General features: G+C 61.6%; 23 protein-coding genes and 2 tRNA genes. 8 read left to right on the forward strand and 17 right to left on the reverse strand.

The features are described from left to right. The first annotated feature begins 126 nt into the window (after positions 1 to 126). Positions 127 to 1,452, forward strand: a complete 1,326-nt coding sequence (locus ACIPPQ_RS19990; protein WP_446545805.1) for a recombinase family protein — start codon at positions 127 to 129, stop codon at positions 1,450 to 1,452. Here ACIPPQ_RS19990 and ACIPPQ_RS19995 read toward each other — a convergent pair. The 3 genes from ACIPPQ_RS19995 to ACIPPQ_RS20005 form a co-directional block, all read right to left on the reverse strand. Then, positions 1,411 to 1,502, reverse strand: a tRNA-Ser gene (locus ACIPPQ_RS19995). The genes ACIPPQ_RS19990 and ACIPPQ_RS19995 overlap by 42 nt on opposite strands. Before the next feature lie 181 nt (positions 1,503 to 1,683). After that, positions 1,684 to 1,977 carry a hypothetical protein gene (locus ACIPPQ_RS20000; protein ID WP_446545806.1) on the reverse strand — a complete coding sequence of 98 codons (294 nt, stop codon included), beginning with the start codon at positions 1,975 to 1,977 and terminating at the stop codon, positions 1,684 to 1,686. Further along, the gene (locus tag ACIPPQ_RS20005; RefSeq protein ID WP_446545807.1) at positions 1,974 to 2,489 is read right to left on the reverse strand and encodes a tyrosine-type recombinase/integrase; all 516 of its coding nucleotides are present in this window, start codon (positions 2,487 to 2,489) and stop codon (positions 1,974 to 1,976) included. Before ACIPPQ_RS20005 ends, ACIPPQ_RS20000 begins: the two co-directional genes overlap by 4 nt. Here ACIPPQ_RS20005 and ACIPPQ_RS20010 point away from each other — a divergent pair. From ACIPPQ_RS20010 to ACIPPQ_RS20020, 3 genes are read left to right on the forward strand one after another with little or no spacing between them, the layout of a single operon-like run. Further along, a complete protein-coding gene (locus tag ACIPPQ_RS20010) occupies positions 2,479 to 2,712 on the forward strand; it encodes a hypothetical protein (RefSeq protein WP_446545808.1) in 234 nt (77 codons plus the stop codon). The genes ACIPPQ_RS20005 and ACIPPQ_RS20010 overlap by 11 nt on opposite strands. A gap of 2 nt (positions 2,713 to 2,714) precedes the next feature. Then, positions 2,715 to 3,110: a hypothetical protein gene (locus tag ACIPPQ_RS20015; protein WP_446545809.1), complete on the forward strand. Its 396-nt coding sequence runs from the start codon at positions 2,715 to 2,717 to the stop codon at positions 3,108 to 3,110. Position 3,111: 1 nt separating this feature from the next. Then, a complete protein-coding gene (locus ACIPPQ_RS20020; RefSeq protein WP_446545810.1) occupies positions 3,112 to 3,348 on the forward strand; it encodes a hypothetical protein in 237 nt (78 codons plus the stop codon). 806 nt (positions 3,349 to 4,154) lie between these two features. On the opposite strand, the gene ACIPPQ_RS20025 is transcribed toward ACIPPQ_RS20020, so the two are convergent. The 5 genes from ACIPPQ_RS20025 to ACIPPQ_RS20045 all read right to left on the reverse strand — a co-directional run bounded on the left by ACIPPQ_RS20025 (position 4,155) and on the right by ACIPPQ_RS20045 (position 7,264). Beyond that, positions 4,155 to 4,625 (reverse strand): hypothetical protein, encoded by a 471-nt coding sequence (locus ACIPPQ_RS20025; RefSeq protein ID WP_446545811.1) that lies wholly within the window; start codon positions 4,623 to 4,625, stop codon positions 4,155 to 4,157. A 9-nt stretch (positions 4,626 to 4,634) separates the two neighbouring features. Continuing rightward, on the reverse strand, positions 4,635 to 4,823 hold the full coding sequence (locus ACIPPQ_RS20030) for a hypothetical protein (protein WP_446545812.1): 189 nt from the start codon (positions 4,821 to 4,823) through the stop codon (positions 4,635 to 4,637). Positions 4,824 to 6,000: 1,177 nt separating this feature from the next. Next, positions 6,001 to 6,552, reverse strand: a complete 552-nt coding sequence (locus ACIPPQ_RS20035) for a hypothetical protein (RefSeq protein WP_446545813.1) — start codon at positions 6,550 to 6,552, stop codon at positions 6,001 to 6,003. Next, entirely contained in the window at positions 6,549 to 6,797 is a 249-nt protein-coding gene (locus ACIPPQ_RS20040; RefSeq protein WP_446545814.1) for a hypothetical protein, read from the reverse strand. Before ACIPPQ_RS20040 ends, ACIPPQ_RS20035 begins: the two co-directional genes overlap by 4 nt. Continuing rightward, positions 6,794 to 7,264 (reverse strand): hypothetical protein, encoded by a 471-nt coding sequence (locus ACIPPQ_RS20045; protein ID WP_446545815.1) that lies wholly within the window; start codon positions 7,262 to 7,264, stop codon positions 6,794 to 6,796. Before ACIPPQ_RS20045 ends, ACIPPQ_RS20040 begins: the two co-directional genes overlap by 4 nt. A gap of 116 nt (positions 7,265 to 7,380) precedes the next feature. On the opposite strand from ACIPPQ_RS20045, the gene ACIPPQ_RS20050 reads away from it, so the two are divergent. After that, the gene (locus ACIPPQ_RS20050) at positions 7,381 to 7,578 is read left to right on the forward strand and encodes a helix-turn-helix domain-containing protein (RefSeq protein WP_446545816.1); all 198 of its coding nucleotides are present in this window, start codon (positions 7,381 to 7,383) and stop codon (positions 7,576 to 7,578) included. 183 nt (positions 7,579 to 7,761) lie between these two features. On the opposite strand, the gene ACIPPQ_RS20055 is transcribed toward ACIPPQ_RS20050, so the two are convergent. Then, a tRNA-Arg gene (locus tag ACIPPQ_RS20055) sits at positions 7,762 to 7,838 on the reverse strand. A gap of 148 nt (positions 7,839 to 7,986) precedes the next feature. Between ACIPPQ_RS20055 and ACIPPQ_RS20060 the strand changes: the two genes are divergently transcribed. After that, positions 7,987 to 8,322, forward strand: a complete 336-nt coding sequence (locus tag ACIPPQ_RS20060; RefSeq protein ID WP_446545817.1) for a hypothetical protein — start codon at positions 7,987 to 7,989, stop codon at positions 8,320 to 8,322. Between the two features lie 8 nt (positions 8,323 to 8,330). Here the strand turns inward: ACIPPQ_RS20060 and ACIPPQ_RS20065 are convergent, their stop codons facing one another. Then, on the reverse strand, positions 8,331 to 8,531 hold the full coding sequence (locus ACIPPQ_RS20065; RefSeq protein WP_446545818.1) for a hypothetical protein: 201 nt from the start codon (positions 8,529 to 8,531) through the stop codon (positions 8,331 to 8,333). A 65-nt stretch (positions 8,532 to 8,596) separates the two neighbouring features. On the opposite strand from ACIPPQ_RS20065, the gene ACIPPQ_RS20070 reads away from it, so the two are divergent. Next, positions 8,597 to 8,866, forward strand: coding sequence for a hypothetical protein (locus tag ACIPPQ_RS20070; protein WP_446545819.1), 270 nt, complete (start codon positions 8,597 to 8,599; stop codon positions 8,864 to 8,866). A gap of 330 nt (positions 8,867 to 9,196) precedes the next feature. On the opposite strand, the gene ACIPPQ_RS20075 is transcribed toward ACIPPQ_RS20070, so the two are convergent. From ACIPPQ_RS20075 to ACIPPQ_RS20090, 4 genes are read right to left on the reverse strand one after another with little or no spacing between them, the layout of a single operon-like run. Then, on the reverse strand, positions 9,197 to 9,589 hold the full coding sequence (locus ACIPPQ_RS20075) for a hypothetical protein (RefSeq protein ID WP_446545820.1): 393 nt from the start codon (positions 9,587 to 9,589) through the stop codon (positions 9,197 to 9,199). Further along, entirely contained in the window at positions 9,586 to 10,074 is a 489-nt protein-coding gene (locus ACIPPQ_RS20080) for a lysozyme (RefSeq protein WP_446545821.1), read from the reverse strand. Before ACIPPQ_RS20080 ends, ACIPPQ_RS20075 begins: the two co-directional genes overlap by 4 nt. Before the next feature lie 13 nt (positions 10,075 to 10,087). After that, on the reverse strand, positions 10,088 to 10,351 hold the full coding sequence (locus ACIPPQ_RS20085; protein WP_446545822.1) for a DUF7940 domain-containing protein: 264 nt from the start codon (positions 10,349 to 10,351) through the stop codon (positions 10,088 to 10,090). Then, the gene (locus ACIPPQ_RS20090; RefSeq protein ID WP_446545823.1) at positions 10,348 to 10,668 is read right to left on the reverse strand and encodes a hypothetical protein; all 321 of its coding nucleotides are present in this window, start codon (positions 10,666 to 10,668) and stop codon (positions 10,348 to 10,350) included. The genes ACIPPQ_RS20085 and ACIPPQ_RS20090 overlap by 4 nt, the downstream gene beginning before the upstream one ends. A 44-nt stretch (positions 10,669 to 10,712) precedes the next feature. Here ACIPPQ_RS20090 and ACIPPQ_RS20095 point away from each other — a divergent pair, with 44 nt between their 5' ends. After that, positions 10,713 to 11,303, forward strand: coding sequence for an acyltransferase (locus ACIPPQ_RS20095; RefSeq protein ID WP_446545824.1), 591 nt, complete (start codon positions 10,713 to 10,715; stop codon positions 11,301 to 11,303). Positions 11,304 to 11,305: 2 nt separating this feature from the next. Here the strand turns inward: ACIPPQ_RS20095 and ACIPPQ_RS20100 are convergent, their stop codons facing one another. From ACIPPQ_RS20100 to ACIPPQ_RS20110, 3 genes are read right to left on the reverse strand one after another with little or no spacing between them, the layout of a single operon-like run. Beyond that, entirely contained in the window at positions 11,306 to 13,150 is a 1,845-nt protein-coding gene (locus tag ACIPPQ_RS20100; protein ID WP_446545825.1) for a glycosyl hydrolase family 28-related protein, read from the reverse strand. After that, positions 13,151 to 13,600 carry a PKD domain-containing protein gene (locus tag ACIPPQ_RS20105; RefSeq protein ID WP_446545826.1) on the reverse strand — a complete coding sequence of 150 codons (450 nt, stop codon included), beginning with the start codon at positions 13,598 to 13,600 and terminating at the stop codon, positions 13,151 to 13,153. After that, entirely contained in the window at positions 13,590 to 13,928 is a 339-nt protein-coding gene (locus ACIPPQ_RS20110) for a hypothetical protein (RefSeq protein WP_446545827.1), read from the reverse strand. Before ACIPPQ_RS20110 ends, ACIPPQ_RS20105 begins: the two co-directional genes overlap by 11 nt. Positions 13,929 to 13,938 lie beyond the last annotated feature (10 nt).

The raw sequence follows: 13,938 nt of genomic DNA on the forward strand, positions 1-13,938 counted from the left end.
CCCGCGTTCGCGGACCATCCTCACCGCCTCAAGCTTGAACTCGCGGCTGAACTTCCTTCTTTGCATTGTGGACCTCCGATAGGTGGAAACACCCTATCTCGGTGTCCACCAAACCGGCAGCAGGCCATGAAGCTCGTCTCGATCACGCAGGAAATGGGCGACGATCCCATGCACGTCATGATGCGTCAGATTATGGCGCTGTTCGACGAATATCAGTCGAAGGAGACCGCCAAGCATGTGCTTCGCGCGATGCGCGAGAATGCGCGGCAAGGGTTCTGGAATGGATCGCTACCACCGATCGGCTACCGCGTCGTTGCCGCCGAGCAGCGCGGCGCCAAGGTCAAGAAGCGGTTGGAGATTGACCCCTTCCATGCCGAGACCGTGCGCTCGATATTTCGGCTTGCCCTAGGAGGCGACGGTGTATCGGGTTCGATGGGCGTCAAGGCAATCGCGGCGTGGTTAAACGAGAGGTCCATTCGCACCCGCGATGGCGGGCGCTGGGGTCTCGGTGCCGTCCACCAGATATTGACCCGCTCGACCTACACCGGGCGCCACGAGTTCAACCGGCGGGGCAAGGACAGGAAGCTCAAGCCGAAGGCCGAGGCGGTCGTGGTCGATGTCCCCCCGATCATTGATCAGGCGACCTATGACGCGGTGCAGGCACACTTGCAGGCCCGCAACCCTAAGAAGGTGCCGCCTCGGGTCGTCAGCGGTCCTACGCTGCTTACAGGGCTAATCCATTGCGCGAAGTGCGGTGGTGCCATGACGATCCGCACGGGTAAGGGTGGGCAATATCGCTATTACGCCTGTTCGACCAAAGCCCGGCAGGGGCCAACCGCCTGCACCGGCATGTCGGTGCCGATGGAGAAGCTGGACGATCTGGTGGCGAAGCATCTGGAAGACCGGCTGCTCCAACCCGACCGACTGGAAGCCATCCTGTCTGCGGTGCTGGATCGACGGCAGGAACAGGCGACGCGCAAGCGCGCCCATGTGGCCGACCTCAACAAGCGCGCTACCGAAACTGACCTGCGACTCAAGCGGCTTTTTGACGCAATCGAGAATGGCATTGCCGACGTGAACGATCCCGACCTCAAGGATCGCATTGCAACGCTCAAGGCCACGCGCGATCAGGCGAAGGCGGATGCCGAGCGCGTGGCGGCATCGCTCGGCGCTGCGGGTCAAAAGTCGATCGCACCCGACATGCTGGCGAAGTTCGCCAACACCGCGCGCCAGAGGATGCGAATCGAGGGCGGCGGCTATCGTCGCGAACACGTCCGCGCGCTTGCGCAGCGGGTAGAGGTCGATGTCGGAGAGGTTCGGATACTCGGCTCGAAGAGCAATCTGCTGCAAGCACTGATCGCGGGGGCCGCCGAAACAAAGCCGGGCGCCGTGCCCAGCTTTGTTCCGAAGTGGTGCACCCGACTGGATTCGAACCAGTGGCCCCCAGATTAGGAATCTGAGATTGGGCCGCAGAAAAGCTGGCATTCAGCCAGCCTTGTTGCATCCATGTTGCATCGGGCCAAACACGCCGGGTCAGGCTATGCGATGATAAGCCGATATTCGCCGGTCGACCTGTCGCATGTCAGCGTCACCGATCGTGCGTCCGGGTTCGCGGCCAAGACGCCACGCAGAAATCCATAGACGTCTACGGCGGTCATGGTGGGGAAATCGGGATTGCTGGCCTCAGTGCTCATCCTCACCCTCCGCCAGCGCTGCGTCGATCATGGCTTGCCAGACCCGCTTGGCCTCGTCGAAATTCGACCAATGCAGAGGCCTGTCTTTCCCGACGCCGAGCACTTCTCCGCCGGCAACGGCAATAGGATCATCGAAAGACTGAAACGGCTCGCGGATCGCGGTGAGGACGGCGCGAACGGTCTCGACATGGTGGTGCCACTGCTCGTCCTCTTCGGCGAGGGTATAGGGGCCGTTGTCGTCGAGCTTATAGACGGCACGCGCGGCGCGTTCGAGCGGGGTCATGCCAGCAGCTCCGCTTGTGCCGCGGCGATCAGCGCGGCATCGCCCTCGGCGTCCATGATCAGGTGGCCATACGTGTCCAGAGTCAATTCGATGTTCTCGTGGCCAATCCAGACCTGAAGGCGCTTGAGGTCGATTCGCTGCTTAATCCACGCGCTGGCGGCCGCGTGGCGAAGGCTGTGAAGCCCATAGCGCGCCGCCTGAACCGGCTGGCCCTTCGCATCGAGCTTCGGCTTCCCGTCGACCAGCACCGGATCGCAGACCCCCGCCTTGATTTGCAGGGGGAAGAACTGGCGGCGTAGGAGGTGACCATAGTCCTGCACATTGCCCGCACGGTTTGGGAAAACGAGGTCGAAGTCGCCGATAGGGCACCGCAGCTTCCACCGTTTCAATTCGGTGACCAGCGCATCGCCGATCGGGATGGTGCGATAACCGGCTTCGCTCTTTGGGGGGCCGAGATGGCAATATTTGTCGGCGCGCTGCGCAACGGTGATGGTCTTCGCTTTGAAGTCCACGTCTTTCCACCGGAGTCCGCGGATTTCCGAGGACCGCATCCTCACCGGCGCCGTGTTTGGCCTCGTCGCGCTCAAGCCTGAGCTGGCGAAGGACGACCTTTTCAAGACGCTGGCGCAAGCCGTCGTCGTTCAGGGCCTCGTCGGCCTCGCCATGGCGTCGTGGTTCACGATCAAGCGCGGCGGGTCCTCGCCGACCGAAACCACCCCCGAAAAAGGAGAATGACCATGCGTAAGATGATGATCGCCGCGCTGGCGGCGCTCTGCCTGTCCGCGTGCGCCACGACGGGCAGCGGCAAGCCGCCCGCCCCTCCCGCCCCGGCCGAGACGCTGGCGCCGATCCTCGCGCCGATCGCGGGCAACCATGTCGCCGCCGAAACCATCGACCTCGCGTTCGCGACGGCCGACACGGCCCTCTATGTCGTCGATTTCATGCGGTCGGTCGGCTGGATCGTGGACGGCAGTCCCAAGGCGCGCGCGCTCGCCGACGTCGCCGATGACGTGAAGCGCTGGCTCGTCGTCGCGGATGCGGCGCAGACCGCGGGCGATCAGGCGAAGGCCGACAGCGCGTTCGCGAAGGCCAGGGCCGCCTATTCCCTCCTCCTCAAGGCACTGGAGCACTGACATGGACGACGCAATCAAGCTGCTCATCGCGGCCGGCAAGGCCGTGCTGCCCCAGATCGTGCCCGGCGCGGCCGTGGCGATTCAGGTCGGCAAGGGCATCGTCGACGCGCTCGAAGCCGCGAAGGACATCGGCACGCCCGGCGATCAGTCGGAAAATGCGGTTACCCGCGAAGCGGTGCGCGAGAAAATCCTCGAGCATTTCGATGCGACCATCAAAGGCCTTCGCGGCGACGATTGACGTCCTTGAAATCGAGAGCCTCGCAAAGCGCCAAGATGCCGCAGGGCGCGCGAACAGACGTCGCGCCAATTGGCGCTAGGTACGACGCTGCGCAGGCGCGGGGCGAGGTCCGGTCTCGGGCGGACAATCAACATGCTTCTTCCGAACGGGAAGAAGCAGTCGGCGCCTCCGACATCGGCCTGACCCACAAAGATGTCCACGAGGCCCGCACAGTTCGTGACGCCGAAGTCGCCGACCCCGGCGTGACGTGCCGCGCTTCGCGTGTCACCTTATGGTGACGCACGACAGCCTCGGCAGGGTGCCGTTGTCACGATATGGTTACGACTGGCGGGCGCGGCCAAAACTAAGGCAGGTGACCACCGTAGGTTCGCCCAACGCCACGCCCTAAGGCTCCCGTTTCTCACGACAGGCGCCGACCAGCCGGGCGCAACGTGTGCAAAATCTGCACCGGTTCGCAAGCAGAACAACCCTCAAATTGAGAGTATCGCCGGGGGCGGTAGGGGCGTCGGAGAGATCCGGCGCCCTTTTTCGTTTCTGCCCCGCCCGAACAAGCAAAAGGGCCGCGCACTGCACTAGCGCGGCCCTTCCGTCTCTTGGTATGGCTACGCAAGAGAGCCCTTTTGCCGATATGATATTTCTGGAGGCCGGGGAGTCAAGGCAGAGAAAACCCCGCCGGGTACACGTCCGGCGGGGTCAATTTGAGGGTTCCAGGATTATGGATCGCAAACGCTCGGGCGTGGGCTCGGTTCCGCGGGAAAGGTGCGCCGGGTTAGGGCGATACTTGACGTCGAGCCAGATTACAGCGGTCAAGCCGGATTTAGAAATCCCACGGGCGGGATGTGATGACGCACGTTGGCGCTCCGGCGATAAGTCATAACTTTAACCGTCAGGATCATGCCAGCGATCAGCATCAACGCGCCAAAGATCGGGTTAACCGCGACGATGGATACATTATAGTCTCGCTCGAACTCGGCAAAGCGCTTGTCGGTGAACATCTCAGGATGTTCAGACTCAACCCTTTGCGCCTTATCCCAAAACGCCCCAGTGGGGACGATGAGCGCAGCGATCAGGACAAAAGAGTCGATCGCCGCGGCCCTCCACGAGTAGGCGGTACCAAGTTGGTCACGGATGTACCCAGTGATCATTTCGTCATGCGCGTACTCGGCCAAGAGCGCGCCGCCGGTTCGCTTCAGGCGCAAGCGAGCGGGCCGCGCCACAAGCGAAAGCGATGCCAGAACGACAAAATACCCTACGACAAAGGCGATCAAATATTCCATTGCTCGCTCCTAAGTTAGTGTGTTTTCGTCATCGCCGCAATGGCCGGCGGCTAGATCGGGTTTTATGACCAGTTCGACGCAATCGAAAAGCGCACTGAAGCCCATGCAAGCAAGAATGGCGCCAACAGATGTCTGCGGGTCAGACATAAGGTCTGAAAACTGCGGGAAGAGACCAATGGCGTCGGCGAACGCGGCCACAGTGCCTATCTCCCCGGTGCGCGCCATACCGCGTCGTAACAGCGAGATACCGCTTACAATGTGTTGTGCAAACAAATTACCCCGCCCCTCTTATTCAAGAGGTGCTAACGCCATCTGGAACAAAACGGAAGCAACTTCCACCTCTCATACATGCCGGTCCACGCAAAGTTTCAGCAACGGCGCGGGACAGCAGCGGGACACGAGGCGGGACGCGCAACGCCGCCGCCACGGCGGCTTAGCCGGGGATCGCGGGACAGTCCCCGCGCCGAAAGCGAGACACGGTGAAAACCTTTCCGCCTACCGGCCGCTACTCCTCAGGGTCGAAAATGTTATCGAAGGCCGCCAGCGCACCTTCATCCTCAACCATATCCAGAAAAGAGCTGCCGTCCTCGGAAAGCATATTGTCAAGGCTGACTGGGCTACGACTTCCAAGACCGCAAAAATCTGCCACACGATTCACGATCGCACGCCCCTTCTCGGCCAGCCGATCTCGAGGCAATGACCCGTCTAGGACTGAAAGGTAAATTTCGGAGATTGCGTCCGATCTCACATCGTCGGCGAAGCCCAAAGGAATGAGCCGGTCAATCTCTCGGTATAGGTCATCCTTAAGCCGAGAAGATGCCCTGCCCGTTGATCGGAGCGCTCGCAAATTTCTCCCTCGCAGTATTACCTCAGGCGCTTCGCGCAGCCAGCGATCACGAGTGGGACGGGTAGTACGATAATGACGATCAACGCCGCATTTGGTCAAAGTCGGAGCGACTATTAAGAAATCATCCGGCATCGGATGGAGTCCATTCCGACACCCATGTCTTTTCTCGATGCAGTGTCCTCGGTGATTATGGGGGCCGCCACATCTGCATGGAGGAAGCGGTATCCCAGCGGCGCGGTACCGACGGCGAAAAACCTCAATATAGTGCTTTGCAGAAAACCCGGTCAGCCCCAGCCTCTCTTGGAGGCTCAACTTCGAGTACCCTTGCGCGATCAAGTGAAACGCATTTTTCCGCATTCGCGCGTAGGTGGCCGAGTCCGGCATCGGGCCGATTTTGGTCGGATGGTACCGGCGAGTCATGGCCAAGATCATACGAGCACAGTCGCGCTCGCAACTCGGAAAAATTGGCAGGGCGGCGGGCCTCGATGCCTCGCCGCCCTTTTTTATTCAAAGTCGATCGATTCAGGCTCACGCCCTCGGTCGACGGGGCACTCCGCGCTTGCGTTTGAGAAGCTGGCGGCGCGTCGGCGAGGTCGGCGGCAGAAGTAATGCATAACGATCGATCGTCCTCCGCTCTTGCCTCGCGCTCCAGTCGTACCACCGAACATATTTCGGCACGCAGCGCGTCCGACGAATCCGGTCCCGGTGCGGCCTAGATGCTTCCCGGTCGGAAGCGGTGACGATCGCGTCAGGTATATGCTCCCGCTGATCGATGCCCCAGTCGGGCGTCAGGTCACTTTCCTCGTCCTGCGGCTGATCTTCGATGCCATAGTCGGTGTCGGCCACTGGACAGCCTGGCACGCCCTTGGTGTAGCCGATGGCCTGTTTCGTCAGGTGAAAGTCATCCTCGGCGTCCGTGGCATCTTCGATATCCGGGTCGCCGTCGATCACATCGAGCACCGCGATGGCGGCCTCGATGAAGCTTTCGAGCGCCGGCCGACCTTGATCGGCGAGGCTGCGCAACAGCTCGGGCTCGGCAACGCCGCGGAGAAGCGGCGTGAGGTTGATCGGCCGGCTCATGCCAAACCTGCCTGCGCAATCGCCTTTTCCAGCCGCTCCTTGGCATTGAAAAGGCGACTGTCGATCTCAATCAGCATTGTCTGCGCCTTAATAACCTCCCGATGAAGCGGGGCGTTCGGGCAATCCCCGTCCGGCGCAAGCCACGTGCGCAGTTCTTCGAGAAAATTTTCCGCAGCCTCCTTGAAGACACCCGCGACTTCGAGATCGGCCGCCGCCATTTCGAGTTCGTTAATGGCCATGCTCATGATGCACCTCCCATCGCGCGGAGCGAACGCAGCGCGGCGAGGATGAGGCGCACGCTCCAATCGAACTGCGTCTCGTCGATAAAGAACCAGTCGAGATCCATGATATTGATCGCCGTTTCAGCCTCGCGGGTCTGTTCGATATGCGCGAGCGCGGTCCAGAGCTGGACCGCTACGCCCTGCGGGGTCGAGGACGTCGCTTTGCAGATTTGGATTTCAGCCGTATCCATTGCGTCGATCTGCGTTTGCTCTTCCGGCGTGTATTGAGTTTTCGGACACTCCGAGAATGGCAGGGTTCCGTAGATCGCACACGCGGCCGATCTGCGGCCCCATGCGGCGAGAATGTCGGCGTCGGGCTTGTCTTTGGTTAAAACGGTGGCGCCATCAGGCGCGCGGGTGCTATCGGCTCCCATAGTCGTTTCCCTTCGTAGCAGGGTTTCGATCAGGGCCGGGGCGAAGGCTGCAACCATCGCTCTGGCCCGCCTTGAAACGTCTCCAAGGTGATATGGTTTGTAAAGGCGGTTAACACTGGACGTCAAGCCTTTTTGATACTAAATGTAAAGGTATGACACCGACGCAATGCAAGATGGCGCGAACCGGGCTCGGGATGAGCGCTGACGACCTATCCCAAAAATCAGGGGTTTCGCGAGTGACGATCGCGCGCATGGAATCTGGTAAGCCCGTGGCCGACGCCTCGATCGCCGCGGTAGAGAAGGCGCTATCGGACGCTGGCGCGGACTTCACCCATCGCAAGGGCAAGGTCGGGGTCGAAGTCCCCGAATAGGTCATCACGAACGAACGGCCTACAGCGCACCGGCGAGCGCCCCTCTCCGGGGCGTTTCTTGTTGCATCCTTGTTGCATGGAGTGGCCGGAGTCGGAGGGGAACGGACAGAAAACATAGGGAAACTTGTTGCAACAGGATGCAACACGATTTCAGGCCGTTTTCATGCTAAGTCGTTGAAAAATTGGTGCACCCGCCGCGATTCGAACGCGGGGCCCCCAGATTAGGAATCTGATGCTCTATCCTGCTGAGCTACGGGTGCATCTCGGAAACGCCAGCATTTCCGGGGCTCTCGCTAGGATGGCAAGGAAAGCGCGTCAAGGGCTGGTGGGAACAAAACGGAAAGACGCGGCACATTGCGGCACACTGGCGGCACATTTTGCGGCACACTGTGCCGGGGAGGCGCGGCCATGAACAACGACGACAATATCTCCAAGCTGCCGGTCCGCTTCAAGACGCCCCTACCCGAGGGTCGATCAATCATGCGGGCATGGGAGGCTGGCCGCGCCGGGCCGTGCAATCATCTGTTCGCTACCTATCTCATCGAGGACGGCGGGGCGGAAGTGACGTGCGGCCGTTGCAATGGGAAGCTCGATCCGATGTGGGTGCTCGGCAGACTGGCGACCGAGGATCGGCGCATGGCGGAATCGCAGGCGCGGTATCAGGACGAGATGAAGCGGCTCGACGGGCGCATGCGCACGAAATGCCGCCGCTGCGGTGAGATGACGCCGATCAGCCGCGCTTGATCGAAGCCCTAACCAAACGCATCCTTGAAGATCGCCTTCACCACCTCATCCTCGATACCGGGGATCGACGTCAGTACCGAAGCGACCTCGATCTTGAGCAGGGCTTCCGTCTCTTCGGAGAGTTTGCCCTGAGCGGCAGCAGCGAGGTCCAGCACCACATCGAGGGGAAGGGTGATCGCGGATTGTTCGAGGTCGGCGCGTAGGGGCATGCCGGGCGATTTAACACGTCCGCTATGACCTGTAAAAATTCCGGCGAAATCTTTACACCAAGCCCATGCCCGATTCGCCCGAACTCGCCGGACAGAAGCTGCTCGACAGCCTACCGGACGGGTGCGAGCTCGAAACGACTGTCGAGCCTGAAGGTGCGGGCTGGAAAGCAACCGCTTGCATCAGGAACCCGCATGACACGCCTCGGCCCTGCTATGTGGGGCGCGGCGCCAGCGAGGACGAGGCGCTTCTTGCAGCCATCGCCACCTGCGCTCACTATTGGGAAGGGCGTCAGAAGCCCGGCATGAGCGTCATATCGGGCTGGCGCGTTGAGTGACCTCACCCCCGGCCAGCGCCACCGCCTCATCGCTCTGGCTCGCGCCGGAAACTCGCTCCCATGGGCAGACGGTGATGAGGATCTGGTGGAAAAACACCTCGTGCGCCGGTTCAGCGGTATCATGGGCGAGCAGTTCACCCACCTGACCGGACGCGGCATGGCGGCCGCACAGCGCACACAGGAAAGCGCGAGATAGCCGAAACTATCCCGCGCTCCCTGCACGCCCCCTCGGCGATCGGTTATTCGGTTGCCTTCGCCCCGGCCGCGACCCGCGCGCCGCATTCGCCATACATCTGGATCAGCGCCGCCTCCCAAGCCGCGCGCGCCGGATCAATCAGCGGCACCGGAGGCAGTGGCAGTGGCGGGCATTGCGCGCGGAGGCTGGCCGGCAACGGCTCGGTTGGTTGCTTCGGTAGCGTCTCGCAAGCTGTCAGCGACAGCAGCAGGAACGGCGCACTCAGCGGGAACAGCGATTTCACGATAGGTCTCCCGGATGATCGTTTGCGTGTCGTAGGCTTGCCGGTCGAGCGCGGCCCGCGTGTCCTCGAAGCCCATGGCGGCCGCATCGGCGACCTTGCGCTGCGCATCGATCGCCGCCCGTGTGAGCGTCACCTGTTCGAGCTCGTCGCTGTCGGCTTTCCAGCCGCGCACGGTCCAGCCCGCGCCGAAAGATGCCGAGAGGGCAAGCGCGCCGCCTGCGAGGTAGACCCACGGTGGAATCACGACAGGCCCGTGAGGCAGAGGCGGATTTCCTGCTTGCGGCGATTGGCGAGCCCGCGCACCTCTTTGCCGCCTGCATAGCGCCAAGCATAAAAGGCATTGCATCCGCCGCGCCAGTCGCCCGCGCGGAACTTCTTCGCAGCGGTCGACCGGCAGAAGCCTGCGGTGCCGATATTGTAGGCGAGGCTCACCGACGCGGCGAGCTGCGCATCGCGGCCCATGAGCTGCGGCACGCACTTGATCACTGGCCGCGCGTGATCGGCGATTTGTGCATAGAGACGGTCTTTGCATTGCGCGTCCGTCTGGCGCTGGCCTGGAACCACCCCGCGGGTATCGCCGTAGCAGACCGTCCAGACGCCCACGATGTCGCGGTAGGGGTCATTGCGCTTGCCCTCCCATTGCGCGATCAGCGGCGTTGCCAGCAGCAATGCCCCGGCGCCGAGAACGCCAATTGCCTTTTTCTTCGACGCGCTCTCGCCGGCGTCCATCGGCTGGATCGGATTATTTCGCTGCGGCATCGATCTTCTCCTGCATTTTCGGTTGGCGGACGAGGCGAGCGAGCATCGACAACGCGAACAGGACGGCGCCGATGGTCGACAGAAGCTGTTCCGGGATGAGGTCGCGCACCGGGGCGGGCATCATGTTCCAGACCGCCAGCAAGCTCACCGGGTCGATCGCGATCCAGCCGAGGATCAGGATGCCGAGCGCGTTGAGGCGGACGGACCATGAGCGCCAGAGGATGCGCCAGTGGGGGACGAGTTTCATTTGCTTCGCTCCTCGAGGATGCGATCAACCTTCGTCTCGATCCGGGCGAGGCGGTCGCTGTTGCTCACGCGCATCTGGACGATGGCGTTTTCGTTCTTGATCGATCGGGCGTTTGCATCGGAGGCGAGGTTGTAGAGGTCGTTGCCCGTCGCGATGGCGGTCGCGGCCACAACGATGATCGCGACCCAGCCGCTCGCGTTGCTCTGCCACCAGCGGCGGCCCTCGCGCGCCTCGCGCTCCTGCTCGCGCTTCCAGACCTCGAAAAGCTGTTCCGCAATGACGCGGACCATCTCGGAATTACCGGCACCGTCCGACATCACGGCGCCTTTACTTTCGGCGCGGATTCCAGCATGTTCCGGCCATGCAAAATCCCTTCGATCCGGGGTATTACTGCTCCGAAGAACTGCGCGGCTTCGGGTTTGCGCATGTTGGCGAAAATGTGCAGATCGCCAAGAACTGCACAATCATCGGTCTTGAGCACATCAGCTTTGGCGACCATGTGCGGATCGATGGATTTACGACGCTCGTTGCTGCGGCGCCGATGACGTTCGGAAACCGCATCCATGTTGGTGGGCTTTGCCATTTCGTCGCGTCCGAGCCGCTTACGATGGGTGATTTTTTCGGAGCCAGTCAGGGCGTGAAAATTTACACCGCCAGTGACGATTACACCGGGCGTGGACTGGTGGGGCCGATGGTTCCCGCCGAGCTGCGCAGAGCCACCCGGCGCCCGATTGCGTTGGGCGATTTTACGCTGATCGGGGCGAACAGCATCCTCCTTCCGGGGGCTAACATGGCAGAGGGCGCTACGCTGGGTGCGCAGTCGCTCTCGGCTAAACCTATGGAGGAATGGACCATCTACTTTGGCGCCCCGGCGAAGCGCGTCAAAAGCCGCTCGCGCCGATGCGTAGAGCTGGCCGCAAGCATCGGCACACAGCTTGAGATTGCCGCCTAGGATCATGCCGCGATTGCTCCGTAGCCCTTGAGGATCGCGTTCGTTCCGACTTCCTGAAATGTCACGGTGCCAGAGGTGACGGTTGCGCCGGAGCCGGTCGGCCACGACGGCTCGGTCCCGGTCGTACCGCCCACGGTGACAAGATAAGCGTGCGTATTGTCGACGGTCGGCTGCACATACTGGCCCGCGCCGAATTCACCCGCAGGAATGAATGGAGTGCAGTGAACACCGGCCCGGGTGACGACAACGCCCTCGAAGCCCCCCGCTGTCGCTTCGCCGTTCTCGATGCGGAAATTATTCGGCAGCGAATGCCCGAAATAGCTGACAGAGTTCTTCATGCAGCGGGCGGAGAACTGCCCCGGCGAAGCTACGATGACCTGAGGAACATGGATCGGTTGCCCGTACACACCGTCCCACACGTCATCTTCTGATTTGAAGCGCACGAAACCAGTTGTGGTGATCGTCGAATTGTTGAAGTTTCCGCGGCTTAGGGCGCGGGCGTTGCCGTTGATTTCGACGGGCTGGTTGATGATATTGGCATCCAGAATCACTTGACCCTGATCGTTGGGGGTAATCGGATTGTACGTCAGGAATTTGCCGTTGCCCGCTTCGGACTGGCAAAGTGAAATGACGATAGGGTCTGGACCAACCCCCTCCAGCTTGAACATGATGGAGGTGTTGAAGATGAGGCCCGCCGCGCAGTCGGCGATCCGAATGAAGGCGGCCTTCTTCATATAGAACGCGGTGCGCTTCACGTTCTCGAAACTGATCCGCTCGACCTTGGAATAGTCGGCGGCATTCGCTGCATCGATCACGAAGCCGTCCCCGCAGCTAATGAAATAGCCGTCTGAAAAGGTCATGTCGTCGCACTGCTCTAGCGGGTTGTCTGCGTTCGCATTGCCCCATTGCACGCCGATATCGGCCGCGACGATTGTGAAGTGGGAGAACGTTAGGCGCTTCGCTGCGGGGGCATTGTCGGACCCAATGAATATCGCCGTCTGGTTCGAGGCCTCCACACAGAGAATGCCCATATTGGAATAGGCTATCGCTTCCCGCCCATAGAAACTCAGGCAAGGATCGCTGGTGGCGCCCTGGTAGTCGATCCAGCTCCCGTAGAGGTTAAGCCCTCCGTTGAAATCAATGTGACGACCAGAGCCGAGAATATCGACCCCGGACCGCATCGTTAGCGTGTCCGTCGTCTTGTAGCGGCCAGCGGGGAAGTAGACGGTCCCGCCCCGTGTTTGGAGACTGTCGATGGCCTTCTGAATGTATGTCGTCAGGTCAGTGGTATTGGTCCCGGCGCGGATATTCGCGTGCAGGCTGCCCGGGATGAAGTCGAGCACATCGACAAAGCCGAGGAGCTTGTCCGATACGGAGCGCAGAAGAGCGTCCGTGCCGCTTTGCAGGAAGCCAATTCCATCCCCGCCAGTCGATGTGGCGAGCGCGACCGACGTCGGACGCTCTGCGATGGCTGCGGACGCGGCATCTAAATCATCCTGCACCGTTCCCGTGGGTGTCCCGACAAGTGTCGCCCCGTCATCGCCTGAAAGGTCGACAAGCACCTGGCTGGCCTCGAACATCGGGACGCCGATTTCCGCAGGCGCAACGAACACATCGTTCGCGTCGAAAAAGCGAATGTCATAGGTGCCGTTCGCGACATACCAGCGGAACATGCCGTTTTCGTCGCTCAAGGCGGCATTTGCTACGCCAGAGATCGTCGCAATGGGCGTGCCGCTCGCATCGGCGAATAGGTCAACTTGGTTGCCGTCGCTGTCATAGAGACGCGCGAAATAACCCGGCAGAGAGTCGCCGCTGCGATTGGTGAAGGCGTTGGTGTATTTAAACATTTATGCCCCGCTGATGTTTCGGAAGGTGACTGTCGCAAGGGCCTGTGCCGTCAGGCCGTTGCTGTCGGTGACCGTGCAGGTAAAAATGCCCTGCTCATTGGAACCGGGGCCAAGCGCCATCGCGAACCGGCTGGTCGCGTTGGACGGAGAGTCGACCGAAGCGGCAGGGCCGCCGGTTTGCGCCCAAAGATAGGTGTATGGCCCGGTGCCGCCCGTCACCGTCGCGGTAACGGGAACGCTCGTGACGACGGCGACCGATGGCGAGCTAAGTGAAGCATTGCTGGATGCTGGACTGGCCGCGAGCGAGATAGGCGGAGCGAAAGACTGCACAAGCTTCCACGCGCTGCCGTCGTATGCCTCGATCCGGGTCGCGCGCTTTTGCGATCCCTTGGTTACCTCGATCTTGACGCAGGCTTTCTCGGCCGTGCCGACGACGACGTTAAGCGGCATGGTAGATGACCAGAGAGCCCGCAGGCGGCGATGTCGGGGCCGCCGAGCCGTCGACCAGCGTGTAAATCCGGGGACCGGTGTGGCTGGCGTCGTTGGCGTAATAATGCCCGCCGCAGCCCGAACGGATGATGTTGCCTGTCACCATTCCGCCGGTCAGCAACAGCGGGTTACCGATCGCGACGACCTGATTGGACAGCTCCTTGCCATCCGCCATGATCTGGCGCATCTGGTTGTTGTAGCTCGCCAGTGCCGTGCTGTTTTCGGCAAGCGAAAGCCCCGCCAGCGTGAGGTTCGCGCTGGGCGTGAGGGAGTAGGCGCTAAAGCTCATGGCCTTGCGT

It is taken from the genome of Sphingopyxis sp. LARHCG72, assembly GCF_052871675.1.